The following is an 18,002-nucleotide window of genomic DNA, read 5'->3' as shown; positions in this document are numbered from 1 at the left end:
GGGGGCCGCAGGTACCCGTCAGCCCAATGCTTCACGCACTTTCGGGTCCAGCCCCTCCCCGTCGTTGGCTGCAATCCACTCCAGCAACTGCCTGCGCATGGCCGGCGTCCAGAAGCTGTGCAGATGCTGGCGTACCCCTTGCACGGCCAGCGCTCGGTTAGGCTCGCTGTCGAAGTAATGGGCAATCTGGTTGGCCATCTTGACCAGGCTGGCGCTGCTCATTGGCGTACCTCGGCTTTCTCCGCTGTGCGGCGCTCCTGCAGCAGGCGCCGCTGTTCGTCACTGAAGTCCTGATAGCGCTGCTGCCATTGCGAAGGCTGGAACACTTTGACCACCTCCACCGCCGTGACCTTGTACTCGGGGCAGTTGGTGGCCCAGTCGGAGTTGTCGGTGGTGATCACGTTGGCCCCCGACTCGGGGAAGTGGAACGTGGTGTACACCACCCCCGCGGCCACCCGCGCACTGACCTTGGCGCGCAGCACCGTCTGCCCGGCACGGCTGCCAATGCCGACCCAGTCGCCGTCCTGGATACCCCGGCTTTCGGCATCGGTAGGGTGGATTTCCAGGCGGTCGGCGTCGTGCCAGGCCACGTTGCCGGTGCGCCGCGTCTGCGCGCCGACGTTGTACTGGCTGAGGATGCGCCCGGTGGTCAGCAACAACGGGTAACGGCTGTTGACCTTTTCGTCGGTCGGCACATAGCCGGTGAGCATGAAGCGGCCCTTGCCCCGCACGAACTGGTCGATGTGCATGGTTGGCGTGCCATCCGGCGCCGCCTCGTTGCAGGGCCATTGCAGGCTGCCATGGCGTTCGATTTCGGCGTAGCTGACCCGGCGGAAGGTTGGGGTCAGGCGGGCGATTTCATCCATGATCTCGGACGGGTGGCGGTAGTGCATCGGGTAGCCCAGGGCGTCGGCCAAGGCGATGGTAGCTTCCCAGTCAGCCTTGCCGGCCAGCGGTTCCATGACCTTGCGCACCCGTGAAATTCGCCGCTCGGCGTTGGTGAAGGTGCCGTCTTTTTCCAGGAACGAACTGCCCGGCAGGAACACATGGGCGAACTTGGCGGTTTCGTTGAGGAAGATGTCCTGCACCACCACGCACTCCATCGCGAGCAAGGCTGCGGTGACGTGCTGGGTGTTGGGGTCACTTTGGGCAATGTCTTCACCCTGGCAATACAGCGCCTTGAAGCTGCCGTCCAGCGCTGCCTCGAACATGTTGGGAATACGCAGGCCCGGGTCGGGCTGCAAGGTCACGCCCCAGGCCTGCTCGAACTCTTCACGCACCGCCTGGTTGGAAATATGCCGGTAACCGGGCAATTCATGGGGGAACGACCCCATGTCGCACGAACCTTGCACGTTGTTCTGGCCGCGCAGTGGATTGACCCCTACCCCTTCCCGGCCGATGTTGCCGGTGGCCATGGCCAGGTTGGCGATGGCCATCACCGCGGTGCTGCCCTGGCTGTGCTCGGTCACCCCAAGGCCGTAATAGATGGCCGCATTACCGCCGGTGGCGTACAGCCGGGCGGCGGCGCGGATCTGCTCTGGCGCGACGCCACACACCGGGCCAAGCACTTGCGGGGCGTTCTCGGCACGGCTGACGAAGTCGCGCCAGCGGGCGAAGTCTTCGGTTTCGCACCGGGCATCGATGAAGCCCTGGGCCAGCAGGCCCTCGGTGACGATTACATGGGCCAAGGCGTTGAGCATGGCCACGTTGGTACCAGGGCGCAGTTGCAGGTGCAGCTCGGCACGGGCGTGCGGCGCGTCGACCAGGTCGATACGCCGTGGGTCGATCACGATCAGCCGCGCGCCCTGGCGCAGGCGGCGCTTTAGCTGCGAGCCGAACACCGGGTGGGCGTCGGTAGGGTTGGCACCGATCACCAGTATCACGTCGGCCTGCATCACCGAGTCGAAGCTTTGCGTACCTGCCGACTCGCCGAGGGTCTGCTTCAGGCCATAACCGGTCGGTGAATGGCAGACCCGGGCACAGGTGTCGACGTTGTTGTTGCCGAACGCCGTACGCACCAGCTTCTGCACCAGGTACGCCTCTTCGTTGGTGCAGCGGCTGGAGGTAATGCCGCCAATGGAGTCACGCCCATACTTGAGCTGGATACGGCGCAATTCGCTGGCGGCGTAGTTCACCGCCTCGTCCCAGCTGACCTCTTGCCACGGGTCCTCCAGGCGCTTGCGGATCATCGGTTTGGTGATGCGGTCCGGGTGGGTCGCGTAGCCCCAGGCGAAACGCCCTTTGACGCAGGCGTGGCCATGGTTGGCACCGCCGTTCTTGTCCGGGACCATGCGCACTAGCTTGTCCCCTTTCATTTCTGCGCGGAACGAGCAACCCACACCGCAGTAGGCACAGGTGGTGACCACCGAACGCTCGGGCTGGCCCAGTTGCACCAGGCTTTTTTCCGTCAGGGTCGCGGTTGGGCAGGCCTGCACACAGGCGCCGCACGACACGCACTCCGAAGCCAGGAAATTGTCCCCGCCGGCCGCCGCCACCCGCGACTCGAAACCACGCCCGGTGATGGTCAGGGCGAAGGTGCCCTGGATGTCCTCGCAGGCGCGCACGCAGCGGCTGCAGACAATGCACTTGCTCGGTTCATAGTCGAAATACGGGTTGGAAACGTCCTTTTTCTCAGCCAGGTGGTTGGCGCCGTCATAGCCATAGCGCACCTCGCGCAGGCCAACCTGCCCGGCCACGGTCTGCAGCTCGCAGTTGCCGTTGGCCGAACAGGTGAGGCAGTCCAGCGGGTGGTCGGAGATGTACAGCTCCATCACGTTGCGGCGCAAGCCGGCCAGGCGCGGGGTTTCGGTGCGCACCACCATGCCTTCGCTGACCGGCGTGGTGCACGACGCCGGGTAGCCGCGCATGCCTTCGATTTCCACCATGCACATGCGGCACGAGCCAAAGGCTTCAAGGCTGTCGGTGGCACACAGTTTGGGGATGCTGGTGCCGAGCATGGCCGCGGCGCGCATCACCGAGGTGCCAGCTGGCACACTGATGGCACGGCCGTCGATGCTCAGGCTGACCTGCACGTCGCTGTCGCGAGCCGGGGTGCCCAGGTCGGTTTGCGGGTCGAAGAAGTTGATCACTGTGCGGCCTCCGTGGTGGTCAGCCCGAAATCGGCGGGGAAGTACTTGAGGGCGCTGGCGACCGGGTAGGCGGTCATGCCACCCATGGCGCACAGCGAACCGTACTGCATGGTGTCGCACAGGTCGCGCAGCAACAGGGCGTGGTCATGGCGCTCGCCCGTTTCGCTGCTGGCGATCAAGCGGTCGACCACCTCCATGCCCCGTGTCGAGCCGATGCGGCACGGGGTGCACTTGCCGCACGACTCCTCGGCGCAGAACTGCAAGGCAAAACGCGCCATGCTGGCCATGTTCAGGGTGTCGTCGGCGACCACCACACCGCCATGGCCGAGCATCGCGCCCATGGCGGCGAAGGCTTCATAGTCCAGCGGCGTGTCGAAGTGGCTGGGTGGCACCCAGGCGCCAAGCGGGCCGCCGACCTGCGCAGCTTTCAGCGGCCGGCCGCTGGCCGTGCCGCCCCCGTAGCCCTCTACCAGCTCGCGCAGGGTCAGGCCAAAAGCCCGCTCCACCAGGCCGCCGTGGCGCACATTGCCGGCCAGCTGGAACGGCATGGTCCCCAGTGAGCGGCCCATGCCGAAGTCACGGTAGAACGCCGCGCCCTTGGCCAGGATGATCGGCACCGAGGCCAGGGTGAGCACGTTGTGCACCAGTGTGGGCAAGCCGAACAGGCCTTGCAGCGCGGGCAATGGCGGCTTGGCGCGGACGATGCCGCGCTTGCCCTCGATCGATTCGAGCAGTGCGGTTTCTTCACCACAGATGTAGGCGCCGGCCCCCACCCGTACCTGCAGCTCGAAAGCCCGGCCGCTACCGGCTACGTTGGCCCCCAGGTAACCGGCCGCACGGGCGATGGCAAACGCCTGCTCGAGCACACGGATGGCATCGGGGTATTCCGAGCGCACATAGATGTAGCCCATGTCGGCGCCCACGGCGAGGCCGGCAATGATCATGCCCTCGATCAGCAGGAACGGGTCGCCCTCCATCAGCATGCGGTCGGCAAAGGTGCCGGAGTCGCCCTCGTCGGCATTGCACACCACGTACTTCTGGCCTGCGCCAGCGTCCCGTACGGTGCGCCACTTGATACCCGCCGGGAAGGCCGCACCACCGCGGCCGCGCAAGCCGGAGTCCAGTACGGCAGCGACCACTTCGGCGCCGTCCAGCGCTACCGCGGCTTCAAGGCCGGCGAAACCGCCGTGCGCCCGGTAGTCATCCAGCGACAACGGCCGGGTAATGCCGGCGCGGGCAAACAGCAGCCGTTGCTGGGTCTTGAGGTAGGGGATGGCCTCGACCGGCCCAAGCGCCAGCGGGTGCTGGGCGGGCTCACCAGCCAGGGCATCGAGCAGCGCCGGCACGTCTTGTGCGGTAACCGGGCCAAAGCCGAGGCGGCCTTGCGCACTGTCGCACTCGACCAGCGGCTCCAGCCAGTACAGCCCACGCGAGCTGGTGCGCTGGATCTCCAGCGGCAACTGGCGCCGCTCGGCTTCGCGCTGGAAGGCCTCGGCGACCTGGTCGGCGCCCACGGCGCGGGCGACCGAATCACAGGCAATGAACAGCTTCAGCATGCTGCATCCTCCTGGCAGGCATTGACCAAGGCGCGCAAGCGCTCGGGGGTGAGCCGTGCATGCACCTGGCCGTCGAGTTCCAGCGCGGGTGAGCAGGCGCAGGCGCCCAGGCAATACACCGGGCGCAGGCTGATGGCGCCGTCGGCACTGGTGCCATGGTCGTCGAGTGCCAGCTGTTCACGCAGCTGCGCCGCGAGTGCCTCGGCGCCACGGCTCTGGCACGACTCGGCGCGGCACAGGCGCAAGGTATGGCGTGCCGGCGGCGCAGTGCGGAAATCATGATAGAAACTGATTACCCCACGCACCTCGGCCAGGCTGAGGTTGAGGGCGTGGGCCAGTTCGGGAACGGCGGCATCGGGGATGTAGCCCAGGTCATGCTGGATAGCATGCAGCATCGGCAACAGGGCGCCGGGGGTGTCTTTGTCGCGCGCCAGAATGCGCTGGATAACGGGCAGGTGGAGCAATTGATCAGGCATACAGCGGACCTCGGCATCACGGACCCTGCCTGTTTTGTTGTAATGGCAGGTATCCAGCGTGTTCTGCTGCGGCACGCCGGCAACGTCACGGTTGCGCGATGGCGGCGGCCTCCTCGCTGACGGCCGCGCATCTGCGTGCGCTGGTCCGACGGCATCCTGCAAGCATGGCACTTATGCCGCCGAAGGGTTGCGTACGTGCGACCAGGCGCATTCTGAAACCGACGCTGGTCAGCCCCGGCCGTGGGCCTTGAGCTTGAGTTTCTCGGTATCGACGCGGACGAACACCGAGTCCGCCGTCACGGTCAGCACGTCGCCAGCCCAGACTTCACAGATCACCCGGCTCTTGCGCCCTACTTCACCTTCTACCCGGGCCTTGAGCAGCAATTCGATGCCCATCGGGGTGGGTTTCAGGTAGGTCAGGTTGAGCGTCCCGGTCACGCAGTCGATGCGCGGCAGGCTGCCCGGCGCGCGGCCTTCGTGCCGGTAGTGGTAGGCCATGGCGGTCCAGTTGGAATGGCAATCCACCAGCATCGCCAGCAGGCCGCCGTACACCAGGCCTGGCCAACCGCTGAAGGTGCTGTCCGGGGCATGCCTGCAGACCAGGTGGATACCATCGGCATGCCAATGGCTTTGCAGGTGCAACCCGCTGGGGTGGGAGCAACCGCAGCCGTAGCAGGTACCGTCTGGTGCCGCCATGGCCTGGAGGGAAAGGGACTGGTCGTTCATACGCTTCCTGTGCTGATGAAAAAGGGGGCGCGCAACGCCCCCATTAAAGCAGAAACATCAGGCGGCCTGCGCAACCACGCGGCCACGCCGCTGGGTCAACGACACCAGCAGGATGAACACCGTCACCCCGGCGGTCATCAGTGTTTCATAGCGGTAGGCATCGCTGAACAGCATGTAGCCCAGCACCATGACAATGGTGCCGATCACCAGCCAGGTCAGGTAGGGGAACAGCCACATTTTCAGCTCCAGCGGGCGCCCTTCGCGCTCGGCGCGGGCCCGCATGCGCAGCTGCGACACGGCGATCACCAGGTACACCAGCAACGCGATGGCACCGGTGGTAGACAACAGGAAGCCAAACACCTTGCCAGGGAACACATAGTTGACCAGGCAACCGGCGAAGCCTGCCAAGGTGGAGAACAGCACGGCCACGGTCGGCACCCCAGAGCCGGAAATGCGCTTGGTCATGCTCAGCGCCTGGCCACGCGCGCCCAGCGAATAGAGCATGCGCGAGGCTGTGTACAGGCCCGAGTTCATGCAGCTGGTCACTGCCACCAGCACCACCAGGTCGACCAGCAGCTTGGCCCCCGGCACGTTCAACACCTCCAGCACCCGCTGGAATGAACCGACCGCCTTCAACGCCGGGTCGTTCCAGGCCACCAGCGACACCACCAGGAAGATCGAGGCCAGGTAGAAGATGGCGATGCGGTAGACCACCAGGTTGGTGGCACGGCGGATCTTGTCTTTCGGGTTGGCGGTTTCGTCAGCGGCGATGGTGACGATTTCGGCACCGAAGAACGAGAAGATGGTAATCAGCACGCCACCCAGTACGGTGCCGAAGCCGTTGGGCATGAAGCCGCCGTGGTCCCACAGGCGGCTGACTCCGGACACCTCGGCCAGCGGCCAGAAACCGAACACCGCCAACCCGCTGACCACGATGAACGCAATGATTGCCACCACCTTGACCAAGGCGAACCAGTACTCGAACGCACCGAAGTTCTTCACGCTGACCAGGTTAGTGCCCGCCAGCACCAGCATGATCATGAAGGCGAACAGCCACGAGGGCACGCCCGGGAAGTAGGCATGCAGGATGTCGGCGCCGGCGATGGCTTCGACCGGAATGATCAGTACCCAGAACCACCAGTACAGCCAGCCGATGGTGAACCCGGCCCACGGGCCGATGGCCTCGCTGGCATAGGTCGAAAACGAGCCGCTGTTGGGGTTGGCGATGGCCATTTCACCCAGCATGCGCATGACCAGCAGCACCAGCAGGCCGGTCATGGCGTAGGAAATGAGGATCGCCGGGCCGGCGGTGGCAATGGCATTGGACGAGCCGATGAACAGGCCGGCGCCGATGATGCCGGCGATGGAAATCATGGACACCTGGCGCGAGGTCAGGCCGTGCTGCAAGGAGCGCTGTTTCTTGTTGTCGTGAGAAGCCATGAAGAACCCTCGAATGGGTCGGCCGCGGCATGGCGGCTGAAGGTCGGAGCAGAATTCTTTTAAATTTCTGATGCGCGTTGTTGTTGTTTTGCAAAAACCAAAAGCGGGTTAACGACCTCCTCTTTACATGACCGGTTGTCATTGTTGATCCAGGTCAGTATTAATCTATAGGCCGGGGTCAACAAACGACCTTTTCGAAACACATAATTCCGTTTTGGAATGAACTCCTTACTTTTTTGCTCGGTATTCACCCGTCATGTCCAAACGCCTGATGCCCTCGACCACCGCCCTTCAGTGTTTCGAAGCGGCCGCCCGCCACCTCAGCTTCACCCGTGCGGCGCAAGAGCTGCACCTGACCCAGAGCGCCGTCAGCAAGCAGGTGGCGCAGCTTGAAGACATGCTCTCGCACTCGCTGTTCCAGCGTATTCGCCGGCGCCTGCACCTGACCCCGGCCGGCGCCCTGTACCTCACCGAAGTGAACAAGATCCTCACCCAGATCGATATTTCCAGCCGCTACATCCTCAGCTATGGCGACGAAACCGAAGTGCTGCGCATTGCTACCCAGCCCACCTTCGGCGCGCGCTGGCTGGTGCCCAGGCTCAAGGGCTTCGGCGACCGCTACCCGCGTATTCACCTGGACATACGCAACGAGCTGGAGCCGTTCGACCTGGTCCAGGCCAAGGCCGACATCGCCTTTTTCTTCGGCCAGGGCACCTGGCCCGGGGCAACCTGCATCGAATTGTTCAGTGAAGAGGTCGTGCCGGTGTGCAGCCCGCAGCTAGTGGCCAGCCACCCTTTCGACAGTGCCCAGGCGCTGACCGAGCACCGCCTGTTGCAGTGCGTGTCGCGGCCCGAAGCCTGGCATGAGTGGTTCCTGGGGCTGGGCTTGCACAGCCAGAACAGCTACCACGGGCCGCGTTTCGACACCTTCTACCTGTGCATCCGCGCGGCCATCGCCGGTTGTGGCATCGCCCTGATCCCGCGCTACCTGGTGGCCGAGGAATTGAGCGAAGGCAAGCTGGTGGTGGCCTGGGACCACCCGGTGCCGAGCAATGGCCGGCACTTCATCGCGCATGCCGAACATGCCGCCGAAGTGCCCAAGATAAGGGCTTTTGTGCAGTGGATACGGGAGCGCGTAGCTGAGGGGGATTGATTTGAATGGCGAAGTATCGGCCAGATCACGAATCCATGGAATGACCGCAATCGAATAATTCGTTTGCGGAATAACCTGCGAACACGTTTGGATAATAAGAAACTCGAACAAGGTCCGCGTGCACCATGAACCAGGAAAGTATCAGCCAATCGATTGCCATCGTTCACCCAATCACACTTTCCCATGGCCGCAATGCCGAAGTCTGGGACACTGACGGCAAACGTTACATCGACTTTGTCGGTGGTATCGGCGTGCTCAACCTGGGCCACTGCAACCCGGCCGTGGTCGAGGCCATCCAGGCCCAGGCCACCCGCCTCACTCACTATGCCTTCAACGCCGCCCCCCATGGCCCGTACCTGGCGCTGATGGAGCAACTGAGCCAGTTCGTACCGGTCAGCTACCCGCTGGCCGGCATGCTCACCAACAGCGGCGCGGAAGCCGCGGAAAACGCCCTGAAAGTGGCCCGTGGCGCCACCGGTAAACGGGCCATCATCGCCTTCGACGGGGGCTTCCACGGCCGCACCCTGGCTACCCTGAACCTCAACGGCAAGGTCGCCCCGTACAAGCAACGGGTCGGCGAGCTGCCCGGGCCGGTCTACCACCTGCCCTACCCCAGCGCCGACACCGGGGTCACCTGCGAACAGGCACTCAAGGCCATGGACCGCTTGTTCAGCGTCGAGTTGGCCGTGGAAGACGTGGCGGCGTTCATTTTTGAGCCGGTGCAGGGAGAAGGTGGTTTCCTGGCCCTCGACCCGGCCTTCGCCCAGGCCCTGCGCCGCTTCTGCGACCAGCACGGCATCCTGATCATCATCGACGAGATCCAGTCAGGCTTTGGCCGCACCGGCCAGCGCTTCGCCTTCCCGCGCCTGGGGCTCGAGCCCGACCTGCTGTTGCTGGCCAAGAGCATTGCCGGTGGCATGCCCTTGGGTGCGGTGGTCGGGCGCAAGGACCTGATGGGGTCATTACCCAAGGGCGGCCTCGGCGGCACCTACTCGGGCAACCCCATTGCCTGTGCGGCAGCACTGGCCAGCCTGGCGCAGATGACCGACGAGAACGTGGCTACCTGGGGTGAGCGCCAGGAGCAGGCCATCGTCAGCCGCCACCAGCGTTGGACGGCCTCGGGCCTGTACCCGTTCATCGGGCGCCTGACCGGCGTGGGCGCCATGCGCGGCATTGAATTCGTCAATGCAGACGGCAGCCCGGCCCCGGCGCAACTGGCCAAGGTGCTGGACGCGGCGCGCGCCAAAGGCCTGCTGCTGATGCCCAGCGGCAAGGCGCGGCACATCATCCGCCTGCTGGCACCGCTGACCATCGAGGCCGAGGTGCTCGAAGAAGGGCTGGATATCCTCGAGCAGTGCCTGGCGGAGTTGAACTGAGCGTTACAGCCCCAGCTCTGCCGGGGTGAGCATGTCGGACTCGAACGCGATCCAGCCGCCTTCGAGTTCGGCATGGCCATTGACGATCGGGCCGTAGTAGGTCAGGCCGTTCTCCAGGGTGACGCAAATGTGCGTGGCATTCTTTTCAGGCGCCGCGAGCGTACCGACGAAATGCACCTTTTTCAGAGTTTCGGTCACCGCCTCCAGGCCAACGCGCATACCGGGGTTTTCCGATGCCTCGGTATCGCCCCCACGGTCCTCGGCGCTGATGGTGACGGTGGCGATGTACGGGTACTGGGTGCTCAAGCGGGGTTACCTCAATGGGTGGGTAGGCGTATGGGCGCGTAGAGTACGGCAGGCGTTGCCTGTTGTCTCTACTGGCCTCATCGCTGGCAAGCCAGCGCCCACAGGCATACAACCCTTGAATACGCTGCAGCCCTTGTGGGAGCGGGTTCACCCGCGAAGCGGCCAGCCCTGCAACAGGTGATCTGGCCGCCCCGATCTGTTAGGGTGCCCGCCGATGCACGCCACACCACACGAGGATCCCGAGTGAGCGCCGAAGAACCCCTGATCGCCGACCTGTTCGATGTCGACAAACGTCTGTCCCTCAAGCCGGTGGTGGACTTCAACAGCTACCTGCGCAACGCTTTCGGCGAGGGCCCGTGCCGCTGCCACCGCTGCGTCGAAGGTGCCGACCCCAGCACCTATAGCCACGCGCACACCTTCACCTTCGACGCCCGCCCGTGGCACCGCCGTTTCGCCAGCACCGCCGGCAGCGATGTGGCCCAGGTGCTGAAGAAAGCCTGGCTGTCCTATACCAAGGCCGACCTGAACCTGATCGGCGCGCTGGACCTGGCCACGCTCAAGACCTTCACCGAAGCCGGCCTGCACCCACGCTTGCTGGCTTTGCTACCGGCGTGTGGCCTGGCTCGCGAAGTGGATGGCCAGTGGCTGCTGCAGGCCCAGGCCGACTGACAGCCCGGCGGCACGGCAGGATTCCACGGGTCTGCTAACGTGGTGGAATCCGCCCAGCCGCAGGTAGTCCGCCATGGCCCGCACAACGCCCATCGAACTGTACCGCAACATCGGCATCGTCGCCCACGTCGACGCCGGCAAGACCACGACTACCGAGCGGATCCTGTTCTACACCGGGGTCAACCACAAGATGGGCGAGGTGCACGATGGCGCCGCGACCATGGACTGGATGGCCCAGGAGCAAGAGCGCGGCATCACCATCACCTCGGCGGCGACCACGGCCTTCTGGCAAGGCTCGACCAAGCAGTTCGCCGACAAGTACCGGTTCAACATCATCGACACCCCCGGCCACGTCGACTTCACCATCGAAGTGGAACGCTCGCTGCGCGTACTCGATGGTGCCGTGGTGGTCTTCAGCGGCGCCGACGGCGTCGAGCCCCAGTCCGAAACGGTCTGGCGCCAGGCCAACAAGTACCATGTGCCGCGCCTGGCCTACATCAACAAGATGGATCGCCAGGGCGCCGACTTCCTGCGGGTGGTCAAACAGATCGACCAGCGCCTGGGCCACCACCCTGTGCCGATCCAGCTGGCCATTGGCAGTGAAGAGCATTTCATCGGCCAGATCGACCTGGTGAAGATGAAAGCTATCTACTGGAACGATGCCGATAACGGCACCAGCTATCGCGAAGAAGAGATACCTGCCGAGCTCAAGGCGCTGGCCGATGAATGGCGCGCGAAGATGGTGGAGGCCGCGGCTGAGGCCGATGACGAACTGACCGAGAAGTTTCTTGAGGGCGAAGAACTGAGCATCGAAGAAATCAAGGCCGGCCTGCGCAAACGCACCCTGAACAACGAAATCGTACCCACCATCCTCGGTTCCTCGTTCAAGAACAAGGGCGTGCCGCTGATGCTCGATGCGGTGATCGATTACCTGCCTGCCCCGTCGGAAATCCCGGCAATCAAGGGCACCGACCCCGACGACGAAAACAAGCACCTGGAACGCCACGCCGACGACAAGGAGCCGTTCTCGGCCCTGGCCTTCAAGATCGCCACCGACCCGTTCGTCGGCACCCTGACCTTCGCCCGGGTGTACTCCGGGGTGCTCAGCTCCGGCAATGCCGTGCTCAACTCGGTCAAGGGCAAGAAAGAGCGCATCGGCCGCATGGTGCAGATGCACGCCAACCAGCGCGCGGAGATCAAGGACGTATGCGCCGGTGACATCGCTGCCCTCATCGGCATGAAGGACGTGACCACCGGCGACACCCTGTGCGACATGGACAAGCCAATCATCCTGGAACGCATGGACTTCCCCGACCCGGTGATTTCCGTGGCCGTGGAACCGAAAACCAAGGCCGACCAGGAAAAAATGGGCATCGCCCTGGGCAAACTGGCCCAGGAAGACCCGTCATTCCGCGTGCGCACCGACGAAGAAACCGGCCAGACCATCATCTCCGGCATGGGCGAGTTGCACCTGGACATCATCGTCGACCGCATGCGCCGTGAATTCAACGTCGAGGCCAATATCGGCAAGCCGCAGGTGGCCTACCGCGAGAAAATCCGCAACACCTGCGAGATCGAGGGCCGCTTCGTCCGCCAGTCCGGCGGCCGCGGCCAGTACGGTCATTGCTGGATCCGCTTCGCCCCCGGTGACGAAGGCAAGGAAGGCCTGGAGTTCGTCAACGAGATCGTCGGCGGCGTGGTGCCCCGCGAATACATCCCGGCGATCCAGAAGGGTATCGAAGAACAGATGAAGAACGGCGTGCTGGCCGGCTACCCGCTGATCAACCTGAAGGCAGCGGTGTATGACGGCTCGTACCACGATGTGGACTCCAACGAGATGGCCTACAAGATCGCAGCGTCGATGGCCACCAAGCAACTGTCGCAAAAAGGCGGCGCGGTACTGCTGGAGCCGGTGATGAAGGTGGAAGTGGTCACCCCCGAGGAATACCAGGGCGACATCCTGGGTGACCTGAGCCGGCGCCGGGGCATGATCCAGGACGGCGACGAAACCCCGGCGGGCAAGGTGATCCGCGCCGAGGTGCCGTTGGGCGAAATGTTCGGCTACGCCACCTCGATGCGCTCGATGACCCAGGGCCGGGCCAGCTTCTCGATGGAGTTCACCCGCTATGCCGAGGCCCCAGCCAGCATTGCCGATGGCATCGTCAGGAAGAACCGCGGGGAGTGATTCATTTGCCTGTGCCGGCCTCTTCGCGGGCACGCCCGCTCCCACTGGGGCAGCGCCTGCGCCATTCCTGTGGGACCGGGCATGCCCGCGAAGAGGCCAGCACAGACAATAACCTTTCTCAGTGCTGCTCCCCTGCCCGCTTCAACAGCTTCTTGCACCGCTCCGACAGATGCACCACGCGCAGGTGCTTGCCCGCCTTGGCATAACGCTCGCGCAAGGTCTGCAGTGCGGCAACCGCCGAGTAATCGACAAAGCTCAGGTGCTGGCAGTCCAGCGTGACCTGGGCCGGGTCGCTGGCGGCATCGAACTGGTCGAGAAATGAAGTGGTCGAGGCGAAGAACAGCGTGCCATGCACTTGATAACGTTTGCTGCCATCGGCGTCTTCATGGCTGTCGGCGTACAACTCCCGGGCATGCTGCCAGGCAAAGTTCAGCGCCGCGATCACGATGCCGAACAGCACTGCCATGGCCAGGTCGGTAAACACCGTGACCACGGTCACCGCTATGATCGCCAGCACATCGTTGACCGGCACCTTGTGCAACACCCGCAAGGACGCCCAGGCAAAGGTCTGCTGGGCCACCACGAACATCACGCCAACCAGCGCCGCCAGGGGAATACGCTCGATCAAAGGCGACAGGAACAACACGAACAGCAGAATCATCACACCGGCTACCACACCCGACAGCCGGCCACGGCCATTGGAGCTCAGGTTGATCACCGTTTGCCCGATCATCGCGCAACCCCCCATGCCACCGCACAGGCCCGACACCATGTTCGCGGCGCCCAATGCCACGCACTCGCGGTCCGGGTAGCCGCGGCTTTCGGTGATTTCGTCGGTCAGGTTCAGCGTGAGTAGGGTTTCCAGCAGGCCGACCATGGCCATCAGCACCGCGTAGGGGGCGATGATCTTGAGGGTTTCCAGGTTCCACGGCACATCCGGTAGCGCCAGCCCCGGCAAGCCGCCAGCGATGTGCGCCATGTCACCCAAGGTGCGGGTGGGCAAGCCGAGCAGGTACACCAGCAAGCCAACGCCAAGAATCGCCACCAGTGCCGGCGGTACGGCGCGGGTGAGCTTCGGCAGCAGGTAGACCACCGCCATGGTCAGCGCCACCAGGCCAATCATCAGGTACAGCGGCGTACCACTGAGCCAGTGCTCACCGTTTTTGAAGTGCTCCAGCTGGGCCATGGCAATGACAATGGCCAGGCCGTTGACGAAGCCCAGCATGACCGGGTACGGCACCAGGCGCACCAGCTTGCCCAGGCGCAGCAGGCCGAACAGAATCATCACCACCCCGCCCAGCAGCACCGTTGCCAGCAGGTATTGCGCGCCGTGCTGCACCACCAGCGCCACGATCACCACCGCCATCGAGCCGGCAGCCCCGGAAATCATGCCCGGCCGACCGCCGAACAGTGCGGTCAAGGTGCAAATGATGAACGCACCGTACAGGCCCATCAGCGGGTTAAGGTGGGCCACCAGGGCAAAGGCGATGCACTCGGGCACCAAGGCAAACGAGGTGGTCAGGCCGGCGAGCAGGTCGGCGCGTAGTCGGGTGTGTTTCATGGGCATCCTGTAATTAGCCGGACAACAGCCTGGGCACCTGTACGGCCTTTAGAGCGGGCAAAAATCGAAGGCGGGATGTTACGGAATTTGTCTGACAGCAGCCACCGCGCAATGTGCCGAAGGGCTCTCAGGCTCCCTGGCACGGCCTGTGGAGGGCGATTATCTGCAATTATCTGGCTGACTATAATTTATAGTTTCCTGGATAAAGCCAGGATAAAAGGCAGTTTTTGATGTGCATCCAGCACAGGCAGGACGCCTTTGCCATCATGGCAACCCCACCTGCGGAGATCATGGACATGCCGCTACGCCCCATAAGCGCCGCCCTGCTGGTGGCCGCCAGCCTCACCGCCCAGGCCGCCACCGAGGTATTGCCGCTGCAGCACCGCAGCAGTGCCGAACTGCTGCCTGCCGCACAGGCATTCATCGCCAAAGACGGCACGGTCAGCGCCTTCGAGAACAAGCTGATCGTCAACGCCAGCCCCGAGCGCATCGACGACCTGCGTGCCTTGCTGCAGCAGCTGGATACCGCGCCCAAGCGCCTGCTGATCAGCGTTGACAACAACGACAGCAACTTCCAGGACAACCGGGGCAACGGCCAGGTCATTCGCTACGGCACCAGCAACCGCGACGGTGGCATGCAGCAAGTTCAGGCCAGCGAAGGCCAGCCAGCACTCATCCAGGTTGGCCAGAGCATCCCGGTTACCAGCACCAGCACCGACGGCTACGGGCGCCTCCAGAGCAACACCGAATACCGCAACGTGACCCAAGGTTTCTATGTCACCCCGACTCTGAGCGGAGAAACGGTTCGTCTGCAAATAAGCACAAATAATGACCGCATCAGCCAGGAACGTGCAGATGTAGTAAAAGTGCAAAGTACCGACACAACCATCACTGGCAAGCTCGGCGAGTGGATCACCCTGGCGGGCTACAACCAGCAGAGCCAAGCGGACCGCAGTACGTCAAGCCGCAGTTACAGCACCCAGCGCGGTGAAAACATGACTTTGCGTGTAAAAGTCGACCTTCTCGACTGATCCCAGGCAATTCAAGGCCTCGACCAAAGGCCTTGAAACTGACTGACAAGTCGTATTAGACCAAAGATGTAGTAAGCACAAAAAACCACTACAAAACATTTGACAGGGTGTTTTTCCCAAGGGCATGATGGCCTCGCTCCCGCTAATCAGGGGCCCTGGCAAGGGCCTTCGAGGCGCGCTCCTCCCACCCCCGGAGGCGCCTTGTGTCTATACGGCCCACAAGGCGGTTCGACGGGATTGCGACTGCAACGAAGAAGTTGTCCCGAGGGACGGAAGCGCATCACCGCAGTACTGGCAATCGCGTAGCACCGCAGTTAGGCATCCACGAGCCGACCTGCCGGGGCGCCCTCTGCCTGGCCTGCACTCTCCTTCCCCTTCGAGCCTTCGCGTTCGCCGCCGCACACCTGCGAACAGGACAGCCGCCAGGCACCTGATCTGCTCCGAGCATCAGCACAATTAACTCAAGATCGATGCGACGAGGTTTATTTCCATGGCACTGACACGCGAACAGCAAATTGCAGCCCTCGAGAAAGACTGGGCCGAGAACCCGCGCTGGAAAGGCGTGACCCGTACCTACACCGCCGCTGATGTCGTTCGCCTGCGTGGCTCCGTGCAACCCGAGCACACCTTTGCCCGCCAGGGTGCAGAGAAACTGTGGAAGCTGGTCACCGAAGGTGCCCACCCGTCCTTCCGCCCTGAGAAAGACTTCGTCAACTGCATGGGCGCCCTGACTGGCGGCCAGGCAGTCCAGCAGGTAAAAGCCGGCATCCAGGCCATCTACCTGTCCGGCTGGCAGGTTGCCGCCGACAACAACTCGGCCGAGTCCATGTACCCGGACCAGTCGCTGTACCCGGTCGACTCGGTACCGACCGTGGTCAAGCGCATCAACAATGCGTTCCGCCGCGCTGACCAGATCCAGTGGAAAGCGGGCAAGAACCCGGGCGACGAAGGCTACATCGACTACTTCGCGCCGATCGTGGCTGACGCCGAAGCCGGTTTCGGCGGCGTACTGAACGCCTACGAGCTGATGAAGAACATGATCGAAGCAGGCGCCGCCGGCGTGCACTTCGAAGACCAGCTGGCCTCGGTGAAAAAGTGCGGCCACATGGGTGGCAAGGTACTGGTACCGACCCAGGAAGCCGTACAGAAGCTGGTGGCTGCACGCCTGGCTGCTGACGTATCGGGCGTACCGACCATTATCCTGGCCCGTACCGACGCCAACGCCGCCGACTTGCTGACCAGCGACTGCGACCCGTACGACCAGCCGTTCGTGATTGGCGAGCGCACCCGTGAAGGCTTCTACAAGGTACGCGCCGGCCTCGACCAGGCCATCGCCCGCGGCCTGGCCTACGCGCCGTATGCCGACCTGATCTGGTGCGAGACTGCCAAACCGGACCTGGACGAAGCCCGCCGCTTCGCCGAAGCGATCAAGAAGGAGTACCCGGACCAGATCCTTTCGTACAACTGCTCGCCTTCCTTCAACTGGAAGAAGAACCTGGACGACGCCACCATTGCCAAGTTCCAGCGCGAACTGTCGGCCATGGGCTACAAACACCAGTTCATCACCCTGGCCGGCATCCACAACATGTGGCACGGCATGTTCAACCTGGCGCACGACTACGCCCGCAACGACATGACCGCCTATGTGAAGCTGCAGGAGCAGGAATTCGCTGACGCCAGCAAGGGCTACACCTTCGTGGCGCACCAGCAGGAAGTGGGCACTGGCTACTTCGACGACATGACCACTGTTATTCAGGGTGGGGCTTCGTCGGTGACTGCACTGACTGGTTCGACTGAGGAAGAGCAGTTCCATTGATAGTGGAATGCGGTTGAACGAAGGCCCGGGGCTTGTAAAAGCGCCGGGCCTTTGTTTTTGCCGGTACCGGCCCTTTCGCGGATGAACCCTGTAGGAGCGGCCTTGTGTCGCGAAAGGGGTGCGTAGCGCCCCCGGGATCTATGCGCCAACGCAAAATTGCCGGGGCCGCTCTGCGGCCCTTTCGCGACACAAGGCCGCTCCTACAGGCGAATCGCGCCTATCAGGGGTGCCTCTGTGCTGCATGCCAGTTCAGCTTGCCGGCTCCCACATCTGTTTCGGGCCAGTCCATCCTGGGCCAGCGCAGGCGACCGCCTAGTAAATACGGCGCGGTATCGAGCCATGCGCCAAAGGGGGCGCGCGCAAATCACACAGGCATCATTGGCCCGAAACAGATGTGGGAGCCGGCTTGCCGGCGATGCGCCGCGCGGGCGGCGCTCGATCTCACAGGCGCTGCATTCCTTTCGCCATACAAATGGCAGCCCTCCCGCGACCCAACGGCAGCCCCAACAAACCCCATAATCAGGTCTATCTTGAGGCAGCAAACCAGCAAGGACCGCATCAGGGCGGCGAGGTGCCTGCCTTGGTTTTTGCGGTGTTGCGCAGATCGAGCGCCGCCCG

General features: G+C 63.6%; 14 protein-coding genes. 6 read left to right on the top strand and 8 right to left on the bottom strand.

Annotated features, from left to right (window positions below; translation table 11 throughout):
- Positions 1–18: 18 nt before the first annotated feature.
- The 6 genes from L1P09_RS09260 to L1P09_RS09235 all read right to left on the bottom strand — a co-directional run bounded on the left by L1P09_RS09260 (position 19) and on the right by L1P09_RS09235 (position 7,287).
- Positions 19–222, bottom strand: coding sequence for a formate dehydrogenase subunit delta (locus tag L1P09_RS09260; RefSeq protein ID WP_054904913.1), 204 nt, complete (start codon positions 220–222; stop codon positions 19–21).
- The gene (gene fdhF / locus L1P09_RS09255) at positions 219–3,089 is read right to left on the bottom strand and encodes a formate dehydrogenase subunit alpha (RefSeq protein WP_054904914.1); all 2,871 of its coding nucleotides are present in this window, start codon (positions 3,087–3,089) and stop codon (positions 219–221) included. The genes L1P09_RS09260 and fdhF overlap by 4 nt, the downstream gene beginning before the upstream one ends.
- Positions 3,086–4,645 (bottom strand): formate dehydrogenase beta subunit, encoded by a 1,560-nt coding sequence (locus tag L1P09_RS09250; RefSeq protein WP_054904915.1) that lies wholly within the window; start codon positions 4,643–4,645, stop codon positions 3,086–3,088. Before L1P09_RS09250 ends, fdhF begins: the two co-directional genes overlap by 4 nt.
- A complete protein-coding gene (locus L1P09_RS09245) occupies positions 4,639–5,121 on the bottom strand; it encodes a formate dehydrogenase subunit gamma (RefSeq protein WP_054904922.1) in 483 nt (160 codons plus the stop codon). The genes L1P09_RS09250 and L1P09_RS09245 overlap by 7 nt, the downstream gene beginning before the upstream one ends.
- A gap of 228 nt (positions 5,122–5,349) precedes the next feature.
- Positions 5,350–5,847, bottom strand: coding sequence for a PaaI family thioesterase (locus L1P09_RS09240; protein ID WP_054904916.1), 498 nt, complete (start codon positions 5,845–5,847; stop codon positions 5,350–5,352).
- 57 nt (positions 5,848–5,904) lie between these two features.
- On the bottom strand, positions 5,905–7,287 hold the full coding sequence (locus tag L1P09_RS09235; RefSeq protein ID WP_154211273.1) for an amino acid permease: 1,383 nt from the start codon (positions 7,285–7,287) through the stop codon (positions 5,905–5,907).
- 256 nt (positions 7,288–7,543) lie between these two features.
- On the opposite strand from L1P09_RS09235, the gene gcvA reads away from it, so the two are divergent.
- Together gcvA and L1P09_RS09225 are read left to right on the top strand one after the other, a co-directional pair.
- Entirely contained in the window at positions 7,544–8,440 is an 897-nt protein-coding gene (gene gcvA / locus L1P09_RS09230) for a transcriptional regulator GcvA (protein WP_029885289.1), read from the top strand.
- Positions 8,441–8,565: 125 nt separating this feature from the next.
- Positions 8,566–9,816 (top strand): 2-aminoadipate transaminase, encoded by a 1,251-nt coding sequence (locus L1P09_RS09225; protein WP_029885290.1) that lies wholly within the window; start codon positions 8,566–8,568, stop codon positions 9,814–9,816.
- A gap of 3 nt (positions 9,817–9,819) precedes the next feature.
- Here the strand turns inward: L1P09_RS09225 and L1P09_RS09220 are convergent, their stop codons facing one another.
- On the bottom strand, positions 9,820–10,122 hold the full coding sequence (locus L1P09_RS09220) for a hypothetical protein (RefSeq protein ID WP_029885291.1): 303 nt from the start codon (positions 10,120–10,122) through the stop codon (positions 9,820–9,822).
- A 243-nt stretch (positions 10,123–10,365) separates the two neighbouring features.
- Here L1P09_RS09220 and L1P09_RS09215 point away from each other — a divergent pair, with 243 nt between their 5' ends.
- Positions 10,366–10,791 (top strand): hypothetical protein, encoded by a 426-nt coding sequence (locus L1P09_RS09215; protein ID WP_054904919.1) that lies wholly within the window; start codon positions 10,366–10,368, stop codon positions 10,789–10,791.
- A gap of 73 nt (positions 10,792–10,864) precedes the next feature.
- Positions 10,865–12,976: an elongation factor G gene (fusA, locus tag L1P09_RS09210; RefSeq protein ID WP_054904920.1), complete on the top strand. Its 2,112-nt coding sequence runs from the start codon at positions 10,865–10,867 to the stop codon at positions 12,974–12,976.
- 118 nt (positions 12,977–13,094) lie between these two features.
- On the opposite strand, the gene L1P09_RS09205 is transcribed toward fusA, so the two are convergent.
- The gene (locus tag L1P09_RS09205; RefSeq protein WP_054904921.1) at positions 13,095–14,537 is read right to left on the bottom strand and encodes a SulP family inorganic anion transporter; all 1,443 of its coding nucleotides are present in this window, start codon (positions 14,535–14,537) and stop codon (positions 13,095–13,097) included.
- A gap of 266 nt (positions 14,538–14,803) precedes the next feature.
- On the opposite strand from L1P09_RS09205, the gene L1P09_RS09200 reads away from it, so the two are divergent.
- Positions 14,804–15,568, top strand: coding sequence for a secretin N-terminal domain-containing protein (locus L1P09_RS09200; protein WP_177331330.1), 765 nt, complete (start codon positions 14,804–14,806; stop codon positions 15,566–15,568).
- 490 nt (positions 15,569–16,058) lie between these two features.
- Positions 16,059–17,384: an isocitrate lyase gene (aceA, locus tag L1P09_RS09195; protein ID WP_009684219.1), complete on the top strand. Its 1,326-nt coding sequence runs from the start codon at positions 16,059–16,061 to the stop codon at positions 17,382–17,384.
- The last annotated feature ends 618 nt before the right edge of the window (positions 17,385–18,002 follow it).

The sequence above is a fragment of the Pseudomonas juntendi genome (assembly GCF_021560075.1).
GTDB lineage: Bacteria > Pseudomonadota > Gammaproteobacteria > Pseudomonadales > Pseudomonadaceae > Aquipseudomonas > Aquipseudomonas juntendi.
This window is presented reverse-complemented; position numbering and strand designations above follow the sequence as displayed.

Bases quoted from the DNA above. Each gene is read 5' to 3' on its own strand.
- L1P09_RS09240 (WP_054904916.1), bottom strand. From the start codon at position 5,847: ATGAACGACCAGTCCCTTTCCCTCCAGGCCATGGCGGCACCAGACGGT.
- L1P09_RS09260 (WP_054904913.1), bottom strand. From the start codon at position 222: ATGAGCAGCGCCAGCCTGGTCAAGATGGCCAACCAGATTGCCCATTAC.
- fusA (WP_054904920.1), top strand. From the start codon at position 10,865: ATGGCCCGCACAACGCCCATCGAACTGTACCGCAACATCGGCATCGTC.
- L1P09_RS09205 (WP_054904921.1), bottom strand. From the start codon at position 14,537: ATGAAACACACCCGACTACGCGCCGACCTGCTCGCCGGCCTGACCACC.
- L1P09_RS09200 (WP_177331330.1), top strand. From the start codon at position 14,804: ATGGCAACCCCACCTGCGGAGATCATGGACATGCCGCTACGCCCCATA.
- L1P09_RS09235 (WP_154211273.1), bottom strand. From the start codon at position 7,287: ATGGCTTCTCACGACAACAAGAAACAGCGCTCCTTGCAGCACGGCCTG.
- L1P09_RS09245 (WP_054904922.1), bottom strand. From the start codon at position 5,121: ATGCCTGATCAATTGCTCCACCTGCCCGTTATCCAGCGCATTCTGGCG.
- aceA (WP_009684219.1), top strand. From the start codon at position 16,059: ATGGCACTGACACGCGAACAGCAAATTGCAGCCCTCGAGAAAGACTGG.
- gcvA (WP_029885289.1), top strand. From the start codon at position 7,544: ATGTCCAAACGCCTGATGCCCTCGACCACCGCCCTTCAGTGTTTCGAA.
- L1P09_RS09225 (WP_029885290.1), top strand. From the start codon at position 8,566: ATGAACCAGGAAAGTATCAGCCAATCGATTGCCATCGTTCACCCAATC.
- L1P09_RS09250 (WP_054904915.1), bottom strand. From the start codon at position 4,645: ATGCTGAAGCTGTTCATTGCCTGTGATTCGGTCGCCCGCGCCGTGGGC.